The organism is Qipengyuania marisflavi (assembly GCF_005884405.1).
Classification (GTDB): domain Bacteria; phylum Pseudomonadota; class Alphaproteobacteria; order Sphingomonadales; family Sphingomonadaceae; genus Qipengyuania; species Qipengyuania marisflavi.
Map to the genome: position 1 here is coordinate 462,787 of NZ_VCAO01000001.1, position 18,948 is coordinate 481,734.

Here is an 18,948-nt window from a genome sequence, read left to right on the forward strand (position 1 = left end):
TTCGCGGTTAAGCGACCAGTCGCAGATTGGGCGCACCGCGCCGCGCCGATAATTCCACTCTGCCAAGCCCCGGCACACTTGCCAAGCGCTCCGCCATGTCGCCGTCCAGCGTATAGCCGCCAGTCAGGCGCAGCAGCGGCGGCACATCGGCGCCGGTCATCAGCGTCGCCAGCACCTCGTCCTTGCCATTGCCGCCTGCGCCCAATTCCAGCTTAAGCGCCTCGAACGCCGCCACATCGGTAACGTCGAGTGTCAGCTGCATCGGCATCGATCCGCGCACTTCGCTGAGCGGAACTGCGCCGCGCACAGTGATGCGCGGCGGTTCATCGGGGCTGGGGCTGTCGAGTTCTACCGAAAGCTTCACACAGGTCTGCTCGTCCGCCCATTTCAGGAAGCTGTCGACCATGCCCTCTTCAAAACAGGCGGCGCTGAACTGGCCCGAACTGTCGGAGAAATCGACCCGCACGAACGGCTTGTTGCGCCGGGTCATGCCCTTCTTAGCGCCTTCCACCATCGCCGCCATCACTGCGCCCGACCGCCCGCCGGATGGCGCACCGCTGGTCATCAACGAGGCATAGCTGCGCGCACCCTGTGCCGAGGCGATCTGGCGGAATGCCTCGACCGGGTGGGCGGAGAAATAGAAGCCGAAGCATTCCTTCTCGTTCGCCATCTGATCAGCGCGGGACCACGGCTCCACCTGTTTAAGCCGCAGGGTTTCCCCCTGCGTGTCCTCGCCGCCAAACAGCCCGTGCTGCCCGCTCGACCGCTCGCGTTCAGCAGCGTCGGCCACGGCCAGCAGCATATCGGCATTGCCGAACACCTTGGCCCGGTCCGGTTCAAGATCATCAAGCGCACCGGCACTGGCAAGCGCTTCCAGCTGGCGCGAGTTCATCGCGCCCTTGGGCAGCCGTTCAAACAAATCTTGCAGACTGTCGAACGGGCCGGAGGCCTCGCGCTCGGCGACAATCGCCTCCATCGCCTTCTCACCAACATTGCGGATGCCTGCCAGCGCATAGCGCACGCCGTATCCTTCGTCGGTCTGTTCGACAGTGAATTCTGCTTCGGAATGATTGATCGACGGGGCCAGCACAGCCACTTCGCTGCGCCGTGCGTCATCGACAAACACCGCCAGCTTTTCCGACTGGTGCATATCGAAGCACATTGATGCGGCGAAGAATTCCTCGGGATAATGCGCCTTCAGCCACGCGGTCTGATACGCCAGCAACGCATAGGCCGCAGCGTGCGATTTGTTGAAGCCATAGCCGGCGAATTTGTCGATCAAATCGAACAGCTCATTGGCTTTTGCCGGTTCGATCCCGCTGACCTTGCCGCAGCCATCGACAAACCGCAGACGCTGGGAATCCATTTCGGCCTGAACCTTCTTGCCCATCGCACGGCGCAGCAAATCGGCATCGCCCAGCGAGTATCCGGCCAGGATCTGCGCGGCCTGCATGACCTGTTCCTGATAGACAAAGATGCCGTAGGTTTCGGCGAGAATGCCCTCAAGCTTGGGGTGCGGATATTCGATCGGCACCTCGCCCGCCTTGCGTTTGCCGAACAGCGGGATGTTGTCCATCGGGCCGGGGCGATAGAGCGAAACGAGCGCGATAATGTCGCCGAAATTGGTGGGCTTCACTGCCGTCAGCGTGCGGCGCATCCCTTCGGATTCCAGCTGGAACACACCAACCGTATTGCCCGCCTTCATCAGTTCATAAACGCGCGGATCGTCCAGTTCGAGACCCGCCAGATCAATGGTCACGCCGCGCTTTTCCAGCAGATCGACCGCTTTCTTGAGCACTGACAGGGTTTTCAGCCCAAGGAAGTCAAACTTTACCAGCCCGCTGCTTTCGACATGCTTCATGTCGTATTGCGTCACCGGCATATCCGAACGCGGATCGCGGTATAGCGGCACCAGCTGCGCCAGCGGCCGGTCGCCAATCACCACGCCCGCCGCATGGGTGGACGAATTGCGCGGGAAACCCTCCAGCTGCATCGCCAGATCGACCAGTCGTTTCACCTGATCATCATTGTCATATTCGCGGCGGAATTCGGCCGCTCCATTGAGCGAGCGCGGCAGGGTCCACGGATCGGTTGGATGGTTCGGGATCATCTTGCAGATGCGGTCAACATGGCCGTAGCTCATTTGCAGGATGCGCCCGGTATCGCGCAACACCGCACGGGCCTTCAGCTTGCCGAAGGTGATGATCTGCGCGACGTGGTCGTGGCCATATTTCGCCTGCACATAACGGATCACTTCGCCGCGGCGGGTTTCGCAGAAGTCGATGTCGAAGTCAGGCATCGACACGCGTTCCGGGTTGAGGAAGCGTTCAAACAGCAGCCCCAGCCGCAGTGGGTCGAGATCGGTAATCGTCAGCGCCCAGGCGACCACTGAACCAGCGCCCGAACCGCGCCCCGGACCTACCGGGATGTCGTGATCCTTGGCCCATTTGATGAAGTCTGCAACGATCAGGAAGTAGCCGGGGAAACCCATCTGGTTGATGATGCCGACTTCAAAATCCAGCCGGTCGAAATAGGCCTGGCGCTCATCCTCGCCCAATTCGCCATAAGGCGCCAGCCGGGCCTCAAGACCCTTGCGCGCATCCGCCGCCAGCATCCGCGCTTCGCCCTCGATATCGCCTGCCAGACTGGGCAGGATCGGCTTGCGATAGGGCGGCGCAAAGGCGCAGCGCTGGGCGATGACCAGCGAATTCTCCACCGCTTCGGGCAGGTCGGCAAAGCCCTCTTCCATCATATGTGCGGTTTTGACGAAGCTTTCCGGATTGGAGCGCGCCCGGTCCTCGGCATCAACATGGGTCGAACCGGCAATGCACAGCATCGCATCATGCGCCTTGTGCATATGCGGTTCGGCGTAATTGGCAGGGTTGGTCGCCACCAGCGGCAAATCGCGGGCATAGGCAAGGTCGACCAGCGCCGCCTCCGCCGCTTCCTCCACCGGATCGCCGCGTCGTGACAACTCGATGTACAGTCTGCCGGGAAAAAGTGCCTCGATCCGGGTCAGCAGCGCCTCGGCATGATCGCGTTGCCCCTCTGCCAGCAACCGCGTCACCCCGCCCTCGCTCGCGCCGGTCAGCGCAATCAGCCCGTCGGTATGACCTTCCAGATCATCCAGCGTGACATGCGGCTCCAGTTCAAGCGGGCGGCCCAGATGCGCCTTGCTGACCAGATGGCACAAATTATCGTAGCCTGCCTCGTCCTGCGCATAGAGCGGCAAATAATCGACATGGCGGCCCTCATGCTCGCGCACGACGCCCAGCAATGTCCCGATGATCGGCTGGATACCCTCGGCCATACAGGCATTGGCGAACATCACCGCGCCGTACAGCCCGTTGCGGTCACAAATGGCGATAGCGGGGAAGCCGCGTTCCTTCGCCAGCTTGGCCATCGCCTTGGGCTCAATCGCGCCCTCCAGCATGGAATAGGCGGACAGCACGCGCAGCGGGACGAAGGGCTTGTAAGGCATTCGCTTACATTAGGACGAGTGGCGCGATTCGATAGAGCCAGACGTGGTGATTTTGTCCACTTGTGGACAGCTCCGCATTTACAGCAGCTTTTTAATATCCTTGGCGATCCCTGCAGGCGCATCGGCGGGGCCGTAACGCTTCACCACATTGCCTTCGCGGTCGATCAGGAATTTGGTGAAGTTCCACTTGATGGTTTTCGACCCCATCAGGCCGGGCGCTTCTGCCTTCATCCAGTCATACAGCGGGCTGGCATCGCCGCCATTGACGTCCACCTTCTGCATCAGCGGGAAGGTCACGCCGAAATTGACCTTGCAGAACTGGTCGATCTCGTCCGCATCGCCGGGTTCCTGCGCACCGAACTGGTTGCAGGGGAAGCCGATCACTTCAAAACCATCGTCGCCAAAATCCTGATAGAGCTTTTCCAGCCCTTCGTACTGCGGGGTAAAGCCGCACTTGCTGGCGGTGTTGACCACCAACAGCACCTTGCCCAGCTTGTCGCTCAGATCCAGTTCCTCGCCGCGATTGGTCTTGGCGGTGAAATCGGCAATGGTGGTCATGGCGCGGTGCTTCCCTTGGGACGATAAATGAGGTCGAAGCTGGTTTGCCAGCTGAGCCCGTGATCGGTCGAGGCCTCGCCATGCTGGCGGACCGAGCCATCGTCCTGCAACGTATAACTCATCCGCACAAGCGCATCCTGCCCCGGCCCGTTCACATTGTCCCAATAGCCGGTCAACACCATGCGGCCCGCGCCGGTTGGCCCGCCGACAAATTCAACCCGCCCCGGCGCGCTGCCGATCCAGGTCTGGTGCCAGCGGCCCGTATCCGGGTCCAGACTGTTCAGGCTGCCCCCGCCCGTCCCCTTCAGCGGCATCCAGTTTTCGCGCACCGCACAGCCATTATACAGCCGTTCGATGCGGCTTGCGGCCACTGGCGTGTCGCCGCTGGCAGGATAGACATCCCACTCACCAACCCAGAAATCGAACGCTGCATGGGCCGCGCTGTCGCATTGCGGCGGGCGCGGCGGCGGTGCGGCTGCTTGTGCCGCAGCAGTGGCGGACTGGGCAAGCATAAGGGCGATGGCGGCGTAAAGCATGGTGCAGACTTCCCTGATACGAATGACGCTGGCAGATCATGGGAGCGGTCGAAAACCGCTTTCGACCGGATGCGCAGTCAATCCTGCGAACGGGCCTTACCGCAGAGTTATTCGAACAGCCCTTCATGCAGGCGGACCACACGGTCCATCTTGGCTGCCAACCGCTCGTTATGCGTCGCGATCAGCGCTGCGCTGCCTTCGCCGCGCACCAGTTCGAGGAATTGCGCCAGCACCTTATCAGCGGTGGCTTCGTCCAGATTCCCGGTTGGCTCGTCGGCCAGCACCAGTGCAGGCCGGTTAGCTAGCCCGCGCGCAACCGCGACACGTTGCTGTTCGCCCCCTGACAACTGGCTGGGCCGGTGGGTCATGCGGTGCCCCAGCCCCAGCGCGGTGAGCAGCAGTTCGGCGCGTTCTCGCGCTTCTTCACGCGGCTTGCCAGCAACCAATTGCGGCAGCACGACGTTTTCGCGCGCGTCAAAATCCGGCAGCAAATGGTGGAATTGATAGACAAAGCCCAGATGATCGCGGCGCAGCGTGGTCCGCGCGCGGGCGTTGCTTTTCTCCGCCGCGTGCCCGGCAATCACGATCTCGCCGCCAAAGCCGCCTTCCAGCAGGCCGACCGCTTGCAGCAAAGTCGATTTGCCGGAGCCCGAGGGGCCGAGCAGCGCCACAATCTCGCCCGGCTGCACCGCCAGATCGACCCCGCGCAGCACGTCGATGCGCTCTCCGCCCTGTTCAAAGCTGCGGGTCAGGCCGCGCAATTCGACCACCGGGACATTACTCATAACGCAGCACCTGCACAGGATCGGTGCCCGACGCCTTGAGCGCGGGGTACAGCGTGGCCAGGAAGCTAAGCACCAGCGCCAGACCAGCAATCATCGCCACTTCGACCGGATCGGTCTTGGACGGCAGCGTGGTCAGGAACCGCACGCTGGGGTCCCACAGCTCCTGCCCGGTTACAGCGCCGATCACTTCCACAATGCCTTCGCGGAAATACAGTACCACGAAGCCGAGGATCAATCCGGCGACAGTTCCAATTGCCCCGACGGTGAAGCCGGTGGTGACAAATATCTTAAGCAGGCTCTGCCGCGTCGCCCCCATCGTGCGCATGATCGCGATATCGCGGGTTTTGGCGCGGACCAGCATGACCAGACTCGACAGGATATTAAAGGCCGCAACCAAAACCATGAAACTCAAGGCAAAGGCCATTGCCACCCGTTCAACCTGCAAGGCTTCGAACAGGGTGGAATTGATGGTCTTCCAATCGGACACCACCGCCCGGCCCGCCACCGCGCGCTGCACCGGTTCGAGGATCTCGCCAACCTTATCGGGATCCTCCACCTTGACCTCGATCATGCCGATAGTCTCGCCGATCAGCAGCAGCGTTTGCGCATCCTGCATCGGCATGACCACAAACGCGCCGTCGTAATCGTACACGCCCACTTCAAAGATCGCAGCGACTTCATAGCCGACCTGCCGGGGCACAGTGCCAAAGGGCGTGCTGCGGCCCTGCGGATTGATGATCGTGATCGTATCGCCGACCCGCGCGCCGATATTCTCGGCCAGCCGGACCCCAATGGCGACCTTGCTGGCGCCTGCCTTAAGCTCGGAGATATTGCCGCTGACCACCTTGGTGCCCAGATCGGCGATGTCCTGCATGGTATTGCCCCGCAGCAGGATCGCTTCCACCCGGCCATTGAAGGTCGTCAGCAGCGGCTGTTCGATCAGCGGCGATGCTTCGACCACGCCGGGTGTCTTGCGCACTTCCTGAAGGACATCCTCCCAATCATCCATCCGCCCGCCATAGGCCTGGACGATGGCATGGCCGTTGAGGCCGACAATCTTGTCGAGCAATTCGGCGCGGAAGCCGTTCATCACGCTCATCACGATCACCAGCATCGCCACGCTGAGCATCACGACCGTGATCGAAATGCCCGCGACCAGCGCGATAAAAGCCTCGCTCCGGCCCGGAAGCAGGTAGCGTTTGGTAATCGTCCATTCGAAGGGGGAGAGGATCAAGACGGCTCGATTGCTATGGTTTTACAGGAAGCTTGCGCCAGCGTTTAGGCACGGCGGCGGCGGCGCGCAACGGCTATCCGCCAGCAACCCACCGCAAGGTTACCGCACCAGCCTTGTAATAGTGCTGTAACATCGCCATTGGGCTGGGCATCTTCAGGGTACCAAAAGCGGGCGCGCGCAGCGGCATGAACCTAACTCACCCCTTTCACGATGCGGATGGCGACAGCCTGCGCGAAGAATGCGGCGTTTTCGGCGCGATCAACGCAACCGATGCCTCCGCCGCAACCGCGCTGGGGCTGCACGCCTTGCAGCACCGCGGTCAGGAAGCGGTGGGCATTATCAGCTTTGACGGGGCAGAATTTTACGCCCGGCGCGGGCTGGGCCATGTTGCCGAGAACTTCTCATCCTCTGACGCTATTGCCGAATTGCCGGGCTTCATGGCTGCGGGCCATGTGCGCTATTCGACAACCGGCGGCGCGGGCTTGCGCAATGTCCAGCCGCTCTATGCCGAACTGGCCAGCGGCGGGTTTGCGGTGGCCCACAATGGCAATATCTCGAACGCCGGATCGCTCCGGTCCGAACTGGTCCAGCGCGGCTCGATATTCCAGTCCACCAGCGACACCGAAGTTATCATTCACCTCGTCGCCACCAGCCGCTATCCCACGATTGTGGACCGGCTGGTCGATGCGCTGCGGATGCTCGAAGGCGCTTATGCGCTGGTCGTGATGACGCCAGAGGGCATGATCGCCTGCCGCGACCCGCTGGGTATCCGCCCGCTGCAAATGGGCCGCATCGGCGACGCCATCCTGTTCGCTTCGGAAACCGTCGCCTTCGACGTGATCGGTGCCGAATTCGTCCGCCAGGTCGAACCGGGCGAATTGGTGCGGGTGGATTTCGACGGCAATGTCGAAAGCCTGCATCCCTTCGGCAAGCACAGCCCGCGCCCGTGCATTTTTGAGCATGTCTATTTCAGCCGCCCCGATTCGGTCTTTGACGGCCGCAGCGTTTACGAGGCTCGCAAAGCCATTGGCGAGCAACTGGCGCGCGAGGCTCCGGTGGATGCCGATCTGGTGGTGCCGGTGCCGGACAGCGGCGTTCCGGCGGCTATCGGTTATGCTCAGGCATCGGGCATTCCGTTCGAGCTTGGCATCATCCGTTCGCACTATGTCGGGCGCACCTTTATCCAGCCTTCGGACGGCGCGCGCCATGCGGGCGTCAAGCGCAAGCACAACGCCAACCGCGCGCTGGTCGAAGGCAAGAAAATCGTCTTGATCGATGACAGCATCGTGCGCGGCACCACCTCGTTGCAAATTGTCGAAATGATGCGCGATGCGGGCGCGACCGAGGTGCATTTCCGCGTCGCCAGCCCGCCCACTGCGCACAGCTGCTATTACGGGGTCGACACACCCGAACGCTCCAAACTGCTCGCCGCACGGATGGAGCTTGAGCCGATGCGCCAGTTTATCCGCGCCGACAGTCTGGCGTTTGTATCCATCGACGGCCTCTATCGCGCCGTGGGTGAAGGCCCGCGCGAGGGCAGCTGCCCGCAGTTTTGCGATGCCTGCTTCACCGGCGATTATCCCACCTCGCTCACTGATCTGGCGCGGCGTGACGAACGCCAGCAGCAGCTCGCATTTCCGGCAGCGAAGGCCAGCTGATGGCGAAGCGGCTGGATGGAAAGCTTGCCCTGATCACCGGGGCGAGCAAGGGGATCGGCGCAGCCACTGCCGTGGCACTGGCGGCAGAGGGCGCGCATGTCGTGCTGACGGGCCGCGATGTCCGAGCTTTGGAGGCGGTTGAAGACAGGATCCATGCGGCAGGCGGCAGTTCCACAATCGCCCCCATAGATCTGGCTGAAAGCGACGGTATCGCGCGCCTTTCCGCAGCCATTTCAGGACGCTGGGATAAGTTGGATATTCTTGTAATATCCGCAGCTTACCTGCCAACCCTTACATCGGTTACCCAGATTGATGCCAAGCAATTCGGGCAAGCGGTTACGATCAATCTGCTGGCAACGCAGGCACTGCTTGCGGCGTTCGATCCGCTGCTCAAACGCGCCGATGCCGCGCGGGTGGTTGGCCTGACCAGCAGCGTCGGCGCGGCCCCGCGCGCCTATTGGGCGGCCTATGGCGCGACCAAGGCGGCGTTCGACAATCTGCTCGAAAGCTACTCGCAGGAGGTCGAGAAGATTTCCAAGGTCCGTGTGGCTCTGATCGATCCGGGCAAAACCCGCACCGCCATGCGCGCCAAAGCCTATCCGGGCGAAGACCCGCAAACGGTCAAGCCGCCGCAGGATGTGGCAGATATGCTCATAAAGCTGCTTGTTAATGATTATTCGTCATTCCACCGAGGGCGCGTAGAAGGTTGAATTAACCAACGCCGCAAAGGTTTTGGCAACCTCGCTGGCCCAGATTCCTCCCTTAGGCACCCGCGCCCGATGCGGGGCCATATTCAGGCAGGAAGACATCGCCATGAACTATCAAACCCAGGACAGCTATACGCTCGCCGCGCAGGAAGATCGTTGTTCGCCGCGCACCAAGCTGACCATTCCGGGCCAGCTGCGCGCCTCGGGTGGCCGCGCGTTTCAGACTGTGGTTCACGATCTGTCGATTTCGGGCTTTTCCGCCGCGGCGATCAACCGGATGCATGATGGTCAGCTATGCTGGCTAACACTGCCCGGCCTCGAATCGCTTCAGGGCCAGGTTGTCTGGTGGGAAAACTGCATGGTCGGCTGCGCCTTTAGCGAGCTGCTCAGCCCGATCGTGCATGACAACATCCTCGCCCGCTACAGCGGCGAAGGTGCTTATCGCCCTTACTAAGGTTTGACGGCGGCGCGTCGGGGCGCTGGCCTGAACCATGCGCTTCGCGTTCGTCGTCGGTGGCGGTGCGCCGCTTGCCGACCACCGCCACCACTTTTATCCCTGAATAATCAGTCGCGCACAGCAGCGATCTGTTCAACCAATTGCGCCATCTGGCGATTGTTCGGGCCGCTTGATGCGGTCCGCCAATTGCTGACCAGCGCGATCACCAGCTGCTTTGACGGCACCAGCACAATCGCCTGGCCAAAGATCCCGCGCGCGCCGTAATTGCCGCCGGGATAGCTCCACCACTGATAGCCATAGCCGTAGCCGGGCGTGTCGAATGCGACTTGCGGCGATCCAGCAGCGGCGAACCAGCCCTGCGGCACCACACCCTCTCCGCCTTCCAGCACGAACTGGCCGAAGCGCGCATAGTCCGACAGCCGCAAGGACAGGCAGCAGCCGCCGATATTGTTGCCGGTCAGATCCTGCATCCAGAACATGCCGCCTGCAAAGCCAGCAGGATCGACGATCTTTTCCGCTGCATAGGCCGCCAGCGACTTGCCCGCCGCCTGTTCGACCAGCAGGCCCAGCAGATTGGTCTCCAGCGTCTTGTAAACCCACTTCTCCCCCGCCGGGGCTTCACGGCGCAGCGTCTTGGCATAGGTCACCGCCTGCGATTCCCCCGCCACAGGCGTAACCGCCAGCATTTTGGCGACATCGCTGTTCGGATCGGAGTAATCCTCGTTCCAGGCGACGCCCGAGGTCATCGAGGCGACCTGCCCGACGGTAACGCCGTCATAGGCGGTGCCCGCAAGTGCCGGGACGATGCTGGTAACTCGGGTATCAAGGCTGCCGATAAAGCCATCCTCAATCGCCGCGCCCAGCAGGGTCGAGGTAAAGCTCTTCGCCACCGAGAAGCTGGTCCAGCGCCCTTCTGGCGTAAAGCCAAGCCCGTATTCCTCGAACACCACCTCGCCATCATCCAGCACCATGAAGCCCGCCGCGCTGGTCTGCGTCATATGCGTGCGGATCGCCTGCTGAACTTCGGCAGGAAGCGGATTGCTGGACTGCTGCAATACACGCGGCGCATTGGCTGGTGCGATCTCCAGACCGGCGAACGATCCCTCCATATTGCGGAACGCGGCCGACCGGCGCGGGTCGTTCCAGAACAGGATCGAGGATTGCTCCGCAAAGCTGAGCTGCTGGCTTGGGGTGCTCTGCGTCACCGCTGGCGGCGTTTTGGCAATCGGCGTTTCATAGGCCGTGGCACAGCCCGCCAGCGCGACCGCCAATGCCGAGACAAATACCCTGCGCATCATTCCTGTTCCCCTTTGATCAAAGTCACTTGGTGGACATCAATCCCGCCCCCACGAAACCCGCCTTCGCAATACATCAGATAGAAGCGCCACAGATCGACGAATTGCGTGTCGAACCCCTGCGGCAGCCGATCATCTGCCACCGCACGTTCAAAATTGTCGCGCCACAGCCGCAAGGTCTCCGCGTAATCGAGACCGAAATCGGCCTGATCCCGCCATGCCAACCCGCGTTCCTCTGCCAATTGGCGAAATTCGCTGGTGCGGATCAACAGCCCGCCGGGGAAAATATAGGCCTGGATGAAGTCGGCGCTGCGGGCATATTCGTCAAACAGATCATCGCGCAGAGAGATATACTGGATCGCCGCACGCCCACCGGGCTTCAGATTGCGTGCGATGCTGTCCATGAAAGTCGGCCAGTATTCGCGCCCCAGCGCCTCGACCATTTCAACGCTGACGATGGCATCATATTGCCCGGCGACATCGCGGTAATCCTGCTTGCGGAAATCCACGTCAGAATGGTGATCCGTTCGCGCCCAGGCCAATTGTTCGTCGGACAGGCTGATTGCGGTAACCGCGCTGCCGCCTTGCGCAAAATGGTCCGCCAACGCGCCCCAACCGCAGCCGATTTCCAGCAGCGTATCCGGATTGCCGATCCGCCGCTCCAGTGCGTCCCACTTGCCCCGTTGCGCTGTCTCGAGATCATCGCCGGACACAGCAACGGCGGAGGAATAGCTCATCGTCGGATCGAGCCACGCCTGATAGAAATCATTGCCCAGATCGTAATGCGCAGAAATATTTTTCTGCGCGCCCTGATGTGTATTGCGATTGACCAGATGCGCCAGCTTCAGTGCGTGACGGAACGGCCCCTTGGCCCGCGCTGTGTCGCCCAGCGATTGCGCGTGCTGCACAAACAGGGCGCACAGTAACATCGGGTCGGGGCTGACCCATTCGCCGGCCTCCCACGCCTGATACCAGCCAACCGAGCCATTGCTGGCCAGCCGCACCAGCGCGTTGAAGCTGCGCAATTCCACAGTGCAATCGAACCCCGCCGCGCGGCCACCCAGAATGCGCGGCGTACCATCGGGCAGGATCACCTTCAGCGAACCTGTAGTCAGTCCCGCATCGATCCGGTCCAGCATCTTTTCAAAGCGCGGCGCGACCAGACGCGCAAGCAGTCCGGGCTTGCGCGCGAACCTGTTGGCGCCTTCGATCAATTCGCGGCCGCGGAACGTGGTGATGGCATCCATTGCCGTCCCTATGCTGTGCAGCGCGGCGGGACGCAAGCTAGCCGTTCCTGCTCTGCCGATAGGCGGCCAACGCGCGTTCGCGTGCTTCGCGGTGGGCGATCATCTTGACCGGATAGTCACCGCGCAGTTCATCTGCTGGATCATGGATGTCATCATCCGACAGATGCGAAATTTCCGGCACATATTCGCGGATATAGTCCGCCGCATCGAATTTGCTGCTCTGGGTCAGCGGCGCCATGATCCGCACAAACATATTGCTGTCGACGCCGGTCCCGCTGGTCCATTGCCAGTTGACGCCGTTGCTGCCGTAATCGGCATCGACCAGACAATCCCAGAACCATTGCTCGCCGTGGGTCCAGTCGATCAGCAGATGCTTCACCAGAAAGCTGGCGGTGATCATGCGGACCCGGTTGTGCATCCACCCGGTCTGCCACAACTCCCGCATTCCGGCATCGACAATAGGATATCCGGTCAGGCCGCGCTGCCACGCCTGCAGATCCTCCGCGATCAGATGCCCGCGATTGGGGTTGCGCCATATATCCGCATAGCCATCACGGTAGCTTTGCTTCGCATAGTCGGGCGTCTGGCAGATCACATTCTGCGCATAGTCCCGCCAGATCAGCTCCTTGGCATAGACCTCCCAGCCCTTGCCCCGCCGACCATCCAACGCGTGCCACACTTGCGCGGGCGAAATCTCGCCCCAGTGCAAGTGCGGGGACAACCGGCTGGAGCCATCGACCGACGGCAGATTGCGCGCATCGTCATAGTCCGCAACCTCGTCTTCCCACTCGGCCAGCCGCTCATGCGCAGCGGCTTCGCCAACCCGCCAGAACTCGCGTATCCCGCCCGCCCAATCGGGCTTGGTTGGCAGCAATTGCCAATCGTCCAAGCTGTCGCTCTGTGGCCATTTCTCTGGCGAGGAAATCGTCTCCGGCTCGGGCATAGGGTCGTTCGGCGGCATATGGTCCAGCAGCGATTTGGAAAACGGCGTATAGATTTTGTACGGCGTGCCTGCCCCTGTCCTCACCGCGCCGGGGGGAAGCAGATAATTGCCGTCATGAAGGCACAGCTCGATGCTGTCCTTTAGCCGCCCTTGCGCCTTGCGCCACCACGGTTCGTAATGACGGATTGCATGGATACAGCTGGCGCCGGCCTCCTCCGCGACCTTCAGCAATTGCTCCACCGCATCACCCCGTCGCAGCACGATCTGCGAGTGGCGGCGGGCCAGCGAATTGCCCAGACTTTCGAGCGAATGGTGCAACCACCACCGCGACGCCCCGCCATAGGCGTGATCGCCTGCTGCATCATCATCGAGCACATAGACCGGGATCACCGGGCCAGCCTGTGCGGCGGCATAAAGGGCGGGCTGGTCGGCCAGGCGCAGGTCGCGCCGCAGCCATACGATTTGCGGGGATGTCATGTCCCAAGGAACCCAAGCCCACGCCTGCTGGTTCCCCTGTCATGCAAAGCCCATCCAGCGACACTGTCACGCCCGAAGAGCCCCCCGTCCCCGCCGAAACCGTGCGGCTGCCGGAACGCGGGTTCACCATCAACCGTAACAAGGCGTTGATCGCTGCGGCGGTGTGCTGGGCCGGATGGGCGATCATGGTCTATCTGGTGACGCACGGGAAGACCGGCAGCTTCGACGAGATGGGCCTGCTCGCCTATCGCACGGGTGACGAGCTGGGACCGCGCGGGTCCGAGCTGCTGCTGGAATCTGTCCGCGACCTGACCTCGCTGGGCGGGGTGTTCCTGCGCAATCTGATCGCCATCGGCGCTGTGGCGGCGCTGCTGTTCCTGAAGCTGCGGCGCGAGGCGGTACTGTTCGCGCTGACCGTGGTGGGCGGCTGGATCGCCAATACAGCCGTCAAATCGCTGATCGGGCGCGAGCGTCCTGAAATTGTCCCGCACCTCACCCATGCCGGCGGCGAGAGCTTCCCCAGCGGTCACAGCTTCAGTGCCGCCGTCGTCTATATCGGCATGGCGCTCGCCTTTGCCGCGCTGAGCCAGCGTCATTCGGTGCGCTACACGATTATCGTGGCGGCCATGGTGCTGTCCGCGATGGTCGCCTGGAGCCGCGTGATGCTGGGCGTGCACTTCCCCAGCGATGTGACCGCCGGGTGGCTGGGCGGCGCTGGGTGGGCGTTTCTGGCGGCAGCATTGCTGTACAAGCCCGCCAAGGCCGCAGCCGATAGTCCCACGGCGGAGAAGTTGGACCCGGCGACGGACTAACCCCTCCCTCAAGGAAGGGGAGCAAGCGGCTCGCATTTCACATCGGGTAGCGCGACAGTAAACCGATCACGTGCACGGGGATCATAAAAGCGCGCATCGCGGAGCAGGACCGATCCGTCTGGCGCACGTTCAGCGAAGGGTGCGCGGGACCAGAAGAGGAAGGCGTTTAGCGCGTCTCCACCGTTCCGCTCCATAAGTATCGCTGCAACATCGCATTCTCCGACGATTTCACTCTCGATCCACCATCTGCCAGTGGATTCCTTGGTGAGTGTCTCACGACGCCACCATGCGAGCGGCACAGGGCTTTCGATAGTTGTGTAACCGGATATCTGCGGTCCAGTTTTTTCTTCTGCAAAGGTTATCGCGCCATTCACCCCAACATACCCCAGTGCCACTGCAATCGCCACGCGCGCAGGCTTCCGCCATTCCCCGCCCCGCTTCTCCCGCCGCAGCGAAAACCATGTTGCAAAGCCCATCGGCGCCCACAGCCAGACGTCGATAATGAACAGCACATCGCCATAGAACCACTGGCTGGAAAATGGCTCCAGCAAACGGATGCCGTAAACATTGAGCCAGTCGAGAGCCGGGTGGGTGAGGCAGGCGATGAAGCCGAGCGCGTAGAGCCAGCCGAAATGCATTGGCAGCCGCCCCTCGGGCCGCTTACCGCGCCTGTCCTGCCAGCGGTCGAACCACCACAGCGCGCCGGCCAGCAACAGCGGAAGCAGCACCCAGGCAATCGGCCCATGCGTAATCCCGCGCCGGAAGCCGAGATGCTCCACCCCCTCCAGCCACAGGAAACACGCCGCATCCACGTCGGGCAAATTCGCGCCAATAATCAGCGCGGGCATCGCCAGTCCAGTCTTGCGCTTCAGCCCCGCCTGACCCAGCAGCGCCCCGACGAGTGAGTGGGTAAGATTGTCCATCGCCGCATTTTGTCACTGCAACGAACGCGTGCAACAAAAAAGGGCGGCGGAAATTACCCCGCCGCCCTCAGATTATTTATCGGCAGCTCAGGTTTGCGGCTGACCGTAGGTCGGATCGTTCTTGTCCTTGCCGGTCATTGGGCGTTCGTTACCCATCTTGTCACCCGACATGTTGCCATCGGACATCGTCTTGTCGTCATTCATGCTGCCACTGCGAATGCTGGTAAATTCGCTATCCGAAATATAACCATCACCATCGGCGTCGTAGAAATAGTACGAATCCGCCAGTTTACCGAGCTGGGCATCATCCATCTTGGTAGAACCCATCGGAGCGGCATAGAACGCGTATTCAGCTGCCGAGAGCTTGCCGTCGCGGTTGCGGTCAAGCGCGGAATATTCCCACTTGTCGCGCGTCATTTCGCTCATGGACTTATCCTTGTCCATTTCCATACGATACTTGTCGTAATCGGTACGAAAAGCGGCCATGTCAAAAGCATCGCGGCGTGTTTTCTGTTCGGCCGACAACGTGTAGTCGCGGCTCATTGGATCGAAATCGTTCACTGCAGCCATATCACCGTCCATGTTGGTCAAATCGCCAGTGTCCATTTCGCTAGCCGCCATGTCAGTATTGTCGACCGTGTCGGCATCGCCGCACGCCGACAACATCAGTGCCATGCCGCTGGCTGCGGCAAAAAGAAGCTTGTTGGTCATCATCGTCTCCTGCGTCTGAAAGCCGAATTTTCGGCTTCGATGATATGACAACGCAGTATTCTCAATTCTGTTCAAAAAAAGGCGTCCGGAGCGCTAACCAATTGTTCGGCAGCCAAAATTTGCCCGCGCTATGCCAAGTCAGATCGGATCTTGGGCAGTCCCGTCCACAGTCCAAGTCTGCCCCTTGGCCAGCAGCCGCGCCAGATTGGGTTCCTTGCCCTCGCTAGAGCGCGCGCGTTCGTCGATTACGGCAGCTTCGAAAGTCGGACGCGGATCGTCGTAGAGCACGCCCAGCGCCATCGGGTATGGGCCAAACGGCATTTCAACCAACATGTGTGCGATCGAGCGGTTGGTGGCGTCGTGGACGATCACGCCCGCCGCCTGCCAGTCCCCATCGACCACATCGACGACCTTCAATTCCAGCCGGTCGCGGTCCACGGCAATGCCCTTGCTATCCTTGGCGAACAGCATGGGCTCGCCATCTTCCAACCATAGCTGGCGATCTTCGGCGCCTTTGGGCGCGGCGAAATCTTCGAACACGTCCTTGTTGTAAACGATGCAGTTCTGGAAAATCTCGATGAAGGCAGCACCCTGATGCGCGTGCGCTGCGGTCAGCACTTCGGGCAGTTTCTTCGACACATCGAACCCGCGCCCGACAAAGCGCGCCCCCGCGCCCAGCGCAAACGCGGCGGGGCGAGCGGGATGGTCATAGCTGCCCAGGGGGGTGGAAGGCGATTTGGTCCCCTCGCGGCTAGTCGGCGATGCCTGGCCCTTGGTGAGTCCGTAAATCTCGTTGTTGAACAGCATGATCTGCATGTTCACATTGCGCCGAAGAACATGCATCAAGTGATTGCCACCAATAGACAATCCGTCACCGTCGCCCGTCACCAACCAAATATCGAGATCGGGATTGGCCAGCTTTACCCCCGTCGCCACAGCAGGCGCGCGGCCGTGGATGGTATGAAAGCCGTAGCTCTCCATGTAATAGGGAAACCGGCTCGAACAGCCGATACCGCTGATGAACACGGTGTTCTTCGGATCAGCACCCAGCTGCGGCAAAGTGCGTTGCACCGCCTTCAGGATCGCATAGTCCCCGCATCCGGGGCACCAACGCACTTCCTGATCGGTTTCCCAGTCCTTGAGCGTGGTTTCAAATTTTACGGGTGCGTTCATGGATTTCCGCCCTCTGTGCTCGGAAGCTGCTGATTGTTCGCTGGCACCTCGCCGCCCTCATTGCCCTCGATACCGTCAAAGAACTTGGCGATAGCCGCCTCCATTTCGGCGATCTGGAAGGGTTGCCCACTGGTCTTGGTCAGCGGCTGCGCATCGACCAGATATTGGTCACGCAATACGGTCTTGAATTGGCCGGTGTTCATTTCCGGCACCAGCACATGATCGAAACTTTTCAGCAAATCGCCAAGGTTGGCGGGCAACGGCCAGATGTGGCGGACGTGGATGTGGCTGACGTCCAGCCCCTTGGCGCGGGCGCGGCCCACGGCCTGATGGATCGGGCCGAAGGTTGAACCCCAGCCGACGACCGCCAGCCTGCCCGAAGTCTCGCCCAGGCAGACCTCCTGATCGGGGATGCGGACGCCCAGCACCTTGTCGCGGCGCGCGTCGGTCATCGCCTGATGGTTGTCGGGCGCATAGTCGATATGGCCAGTGTCGACCTGTTTTTCGATCCCGCCGATGCGGTGCATCAGATCAGGTGTGCCGGGCTTGATCCACGGCCGCGCGCCCTTGGCATCGCGCTTGTAGGGCAGCAGAGTGTCGCCAGCGTTCTTCTGTTCGAGGAATTTGGCCGGAAACGGCGTGTAGGTCGCCGGATCTGGCACTTTCCACGGCTCCGCCGCATTGGCGATATAGCCATCGGTCAGCAGCATCACCGGGGTCATATATTCCACCGCAATGCGGCATGCCTCGATCGCGCAATCGAACGCATCGCCGGGGCTGCACGCTGCCACTACGGGCATCGGCGCATCGCCATTGCGACCATAGACCGCCTGATAGAGATCGCTCTGCTCAGTCTTGGTGGGCAGGCCGGTGCTTGGCCCGCCGCGCTGGCTGTTGACGATGACCAGCGGCAGCTCGGTCATGATCGCCAGCCCCATTGCCTCGCCCTTAAGCGCGATGCCGGGGCCAGAGGAACTGGTGACACCCAGCTGACCGGCATAGCTGGCGCCGATGGCAGCACAGATCGCGGCGATCTCGTCTTCCGCCTGGAAGGTCGTGACGCCAAATTCCTTGAGCCGCGCCAGATGATGCAAAATCGCACTGGCGGGCGTGATGGGATAGCCGCCGAAGAACATCGGCAGTTCGGCCAGTTGCGCGCCTGCGACCAGACCCAGACTAACGCTCTCCGCGCCGGTTATCGTGCGATAGAGACCCGGCTCCGACGGTACGGGATCGACATGCACCTGCCGCAGCGGCCCGGCGATTTCCGCCGTTTCGCCATAGGCATGGCCCGCATCCAGCGCCGCGATATTCGCCTCTGCCAGATCGGGCTTGCTTTTGAACTTGGCACGCAGCCAGTCATGGATCGGCTCACGCGGACGGTCGAACATCCACAGCGCCAGCCCCAGCGTCCACATATTCTTGCAGCGCAGCGCGTCCTTCTTGCCCAGGCCGAACGGCTTGACCGCCTCGATCGTGCGCTCGCTTATGTCGAAGGCCAGCACATCCCATTTGGCCAGACTGCCATCCTCAATCGGATTGCTGTCGTATTTCGCCTTGTCGAGATTGCGCTTCGAAAACTCGCCAGTGTCGGCAATGATCAGTCCGCCGGGCTTGAGCGCGGAGACATTCACCTTCAGCGCCGCCGGGTTCATCGCCACCAGCACATCGGGTGCATCGCCCGCAGTGTCGATAGAGCGGCTGCCAAAATTGATCTGGAACGCCGACACGCCGAACAACGTGCCTTGCGGCGCACGGATTTCGGCGGGGAAATCAGGGAAAGTCGCCAGATCATTGCCCGCCAGCGCGGTTGACAGCGTGAACTGTCCGCCGGTCAGCTGCATTCCGTCACCCGAATCGCCGGCAAAACGCACGACTACGGCCTCGGGAGAATGGGGAAGCGCCTCTTGAGGCGTGGCGGCGGCAGTGGCCATCCGTTGTATCCTTGTTG

The 18,948-nt window shown here is 61.6% G+C and carries 16 protein-coding genes; 4 read left to right on the forward strand and 12 right to left on the reverse strand.

All coding sequences use genetic code 11. The features are described 5' to 3' along the window. Positions 1 to 7 precede the first annotated feature (7 nt). The 5 genes from dnaE to FEV51_RS02305 all read right to left on the reverse strand — a co-directional run bounded on the left by dnaE (position 8) and on the right by FEV51_RS02305 (position 6,594). Positions 8 to 3,481: a DNA polymerase III subunit alpha gene (gene dnaE / locus FEV51_RS02285; RefSeq protein ID WP_138615606.1), complete on the reverse strand. Its 3,474-nt coding sequence runs from the start codon at positions 3,479 to 3,481 to the stop codon at positions 8 to 10. Positions 3,482 to 3,559: 78 nt separating this feature from the next. After that, positions 3,560 to 4,039 carry a glutathione peroxidase gene (locus FEV51_RS02290; RefSeq protein ID WP_138615607.1) on the reverse strand — a complete coding sequence of 160 codons (480 nt, stop codon included), beginning with the start codon at positions 4,037 to 4,039 and terminating at the stop codon, positions 3,560 to 3,562. Next, a complete protein-coding gene (locus tag FEV51_RS02295; protein ID WP_138615608.1) occupies positions 4,036 to 4,575 on the reverse strand; it encodes a hypothetical protein in 540 nt (179 codons plus the stop codon). Before FEV51_RS02295 ends, FEV51_RS02290 begins: the two co-directional genes overlap by 4 nt. Before the next feature lie 107 nt (positions 4,576 to 4,682). Beyond that, complete coding sequence (locus tag FEV51_RS02300; RefSeq protein ID WP_138615609.1) at positions 4,683 to 5,360, reverse strand: ABC transporter ATP-binding protein; 678 nt, start codon at positions 5,358 to 5,360, stop codon at positions 4,683 to 4,685. Further along, positions 5,353 to 6,594, reverse strand: a complete 1,242-nt coding sequence (locus FEV51_RS02305) for a lipoprotein-releasing ABC transporter permease subunit (RefSeq protein WP_138615610.1) — start codon at positions 6,592 to 6,594, stop codon at positions 5,353 to 5,355. Before FEV51_RS02305 ends, FEV51_RS02300 begins: the two co-directional genes overlap by 8 nt. Before the next feature lie 185 nt (positions 6,595 to 6,779). Between FEV51_RS02305 and purF the strand changes: the two genes are divergently transcribed. The 3 genes from purF to FEV51_RS02320 all read left to right on the forward strand — a co-directional run bounded on the left by purF (position 6,780) and on the right by FEV51_RS02320 (position 9,413). Next, positions 6,780 to 8,252, forward strand: a complete 1,473-nt coding sequence (gene purF, locus FEV51_RS02310) for an amidophosphoribosyltransferase (protein ID WP_138615611.1) — start codon at positions 6,780 to 6,782, stop codon at positions 8,250 to 8,252. Further along, positions 8,252 to 8,962, forward strand: a complete 711-nt coding sequence (locus FEV51_RS02315; RefSeq protein ID WP_138615612.1) for an SDR family NAD(P)-dependent oxidoreductase — start codon at positions 8,252 to 8,254, stop codon at positions 8,960 to 8,962. The genes purF and FEV51_RS02315 overlap by 1 nt, the downstream gene beginning before the upstream one ends. 103 nt (positions 8,963 to 9,065) lie before the next feature. Then, a complete protein-coding gene (locus FEV51_RS02320) occupies positions 9,066 to 9,413 on the forward strand; it encodes a PilZ domain-containing protein (protein ID WP_138615613.1) in 348 nt (115 codons plus the stop codon). 110 nt (positions 9,414 to 9,523) lie between these two features. On the opposite strand, the gene FEV51_RS02325 is transcribed toward FEV51_RS02320, so the two are convergent. From FEV51_RS02325 to FEV51_RS02335, 3 genes are read right to left on the reverse strand one after another with little or no spacing between them, the layout of a single operon-like run. Then, on the reverse strand, positions 9,524 to 10,714 hold the full coding sequence (locus tag FEV51_RS02325) for a serine hydrolase domain-containing protein (RefSeq protein WP_246034396.1): 1,191 nt from the start codon (positions 10,712 to 10,714) through the stop codon (positions 9,524 to 9,526). Then, positions 10,711 to 11,958 carry an SAM-dependent methyltransferase gene (locus FEV51_RS02330; protein ID WP_138615614.1) on the reverse strand — a complete coding sequence of 416 codons (1,248 nt, stop codon included), beginning with the start codon at positions 11,956 to 11,958 and terminating at the stop codon, positions 10,711 to 10,713. The genes FEV51_RS02325 and FEV51_RS02330 overlap by 4 nt, the downstream gene beginning before the upstream one ends. A 37-nt stretch (positions 11,959 to 11,995) precedes the next feature. Next, a complete protein-coding gene (locus FEV51_RS02335; RefSeq protein WP_138615615.1) occupies positions 11,996 to 13,378 on the reverse strand; it encodes a cryptochrome/photolyase family protein in 1,383 nt (460 codons plus the stop codon). 41 nt (positions 13,379 to 13,419) lie between these two features. On the opposite strand from FEV51_RS02335, the gene FEV51_RS02340 reads away from it, so the two are divergent. Then, positions 13,420 to 14,190, forward strand: a complete 771-nt coding sequence (locus tag FEV51_RS02340; protein WP_138615616.1) for a phosphatase PAP2 family protein — start codon at positions 13,420 to 13,422, stop codon at positions 14,188 to 14,190. Positions 14,191 to 14,198: 8 nt separating this feature from the next. Here FEV51_RS02340 and FEV51_RS02345 read toward each other — a convergent pair whose 3' ends face one another. The 4 genes from FEV51_RS02345 to FEV51_RS02360 all read right to left on the reverse strand — a co-directional run bounded on the left by FEV51_RS02345 (position 14,199) and on the right by FEV51_RS02360 (position 18,931). Beyond that, positions 14,199 to 15,113 (reverse strand): metal-dependent hydrolase, encoded by a 915-nt coding sequence (locus tag FEV51_RS02345; RefSeq protein WP_138615617.1) that lies wholly within the window; start codon positions 15,111 to 15,113, stop codon positions 14,199 to 14,201. Positions 15,114 to 15,200: 87 nt separating this feature from the next. After that, positions 15,201 to 15,827, reverse strand: a complete 627-nt coding sequence (locus FEV51_RS02350) for an EF-hand domain-containing protein (protein ID WP_138615618.1) — start codon at positions 15,825 to 15,827, stop codon at positions 15,201 to 15,203. A 135-nt stretch (positions 15,828 to 15,962) separates the two neighbouring features. Further along, the gene (locus tag FEV51_RS02355; RefSeq protein ID WP_138615619.1) at positions 15,963 to 16,997 is read right to left on the reverse strand and encodes a 2-oxoacid:ferredoxin oxidoreductase subunit beta; all 1,035 of its coding nucleotides are present in this window, start codon (positions 16,995 to 16,997) and stop codon (positions 15,963 to 15,965) included. Beyond that, positions 16,994 to 18,931, reverse strand: coding sequence for a 2-oxoacid:acceptor oxidoreductase subunit alpha (locus FEV51_RS02360; protein ID WP_138615620.1), 1,938 nt, complete (start codon positions 18,929 to 18,931; stop codon positions 16,994 to 16,996). Before FEV51_RS02360 ends, FEV51_RS02355 begins: the two co-directional genes overlap by 4 nt. Positions 18,932 to 18,948: the final 17 nt, after the last annotated feature.

What these genes read in the sequence shown, in the direction of transcription:
- dnaE (WP_138615606.1), bottom strand. Translation starts at nt 3,481, where the DNA reads ATGCCTTACAAGCCCTTCGTCCCGCTGCGCGTGCTGTCCGCCTATTCC.
- FEV51_RS02290 (WP_138615607.1), bottom strand. Translation starts at nt 4,039, where the DNA reads ATGACCACCATTGCCGATTTCACCGCCAAGACCAATCGCGGCGAGGAA.
- FEV51_RS02295 (WP_138615608.1), bottom strand. Translation starts at nt 4,575, where the DNA reads ATGCTTTACGCCGCCATCGCCCTTATGCTTGCCCAGTCCGCCACTGCT.
- FEV51_RS02300 (WP_138615609.1), bottom strand. Translation starts at nt 5,360, where the DNA reads ATGAGTAATGTCCCGGTGGTCGAATTGCGCGGCCTGACCCGCAGCTTT.
- purF (WP_138615611.1), top strand. Translation starts at nt 6,780, where the DNA reads ATGAACCTAACTCACCCCTTTCACGATGCGGATGGCGACAGCCTGCGC.
- FEV51_RS02315 (WP_138615612.1), top strand. Translation starts at nt 8,252, where the DNA reads ATGGCGAAGCGGCTGGATGGAAAGCTTGCCCTGATCACCGGGGCGAGC.
- FEV51_RS02320 (WP_138615613.1), top strand. Translation starts at nt 9,066, where the DNA reads ATGAACTATCAAACCCAGGACAGCTATACGCTCGCCGCGCAGGAAGAT.
- FEV51_RS02325 (WP_246034396.1), bottom strand. Translation starts at nt 10,714, where the DNA reads ATGATGCGCAGGGTATTTGTCTCGGCATTGGCGGTCGCGCTGGCGGGC.
- FEV51_RS02330 (WP_138615614.1), bottom strand. Translation starts at nt 11,958, where the DNA reads ATGGATGCCATCACCACGTTCCGCGGCCGCGAATTGATCGAAGGCGCC.
- FEV51_RS02335 (WP_138615615.1), bottom strand. Translation starts at nt 13,378, where the DNA reads ATGACATCCCCGCAAATCGTATGGCTGCGGCGCGACCTGCGCCTGGCC.
- FEV51_RS02340 (WP_138615616.1), top strand. Translation starts at nt 13,420, where the DNA reads ATGCAAAGCCCATCCAGCGACACTGTCACGCCCGAAGAGCCCCCCGTC.
- FEV51_RS02345 (WP_138615617.1), bottom strand. Translation starts at nt 15,113, where the DNA reads ATGGACAATCTTACCCACTCACTCGTCGGGGCGCTGCTGGGTCAGGCG.
- FEV51_RS02350 (WP_138615618.1), bottom strand. Translation starts at nt 15,827, where the DNA reads ATGATGACCAACAAGCTTCTTTTTGCCGCAGCCAGCGGCATGGCACTG.
- FEV51_RS02355 (WP_138615619.1), bottom strand. Translation starts at nt 16,997, where the DNA reads ATGAACGCACCCGTAAAATTTGAAACCACGCTCAAGGACTGGGAAACC.
- FEV51_RS02360 (WP_138615620.1), bottom strand. Translation starts at nt 18,931, where the DNA reads ATGGCCACTGCCGCCGCCACGCCTCAAGAGGCGCTTCCCCATTCTCCC.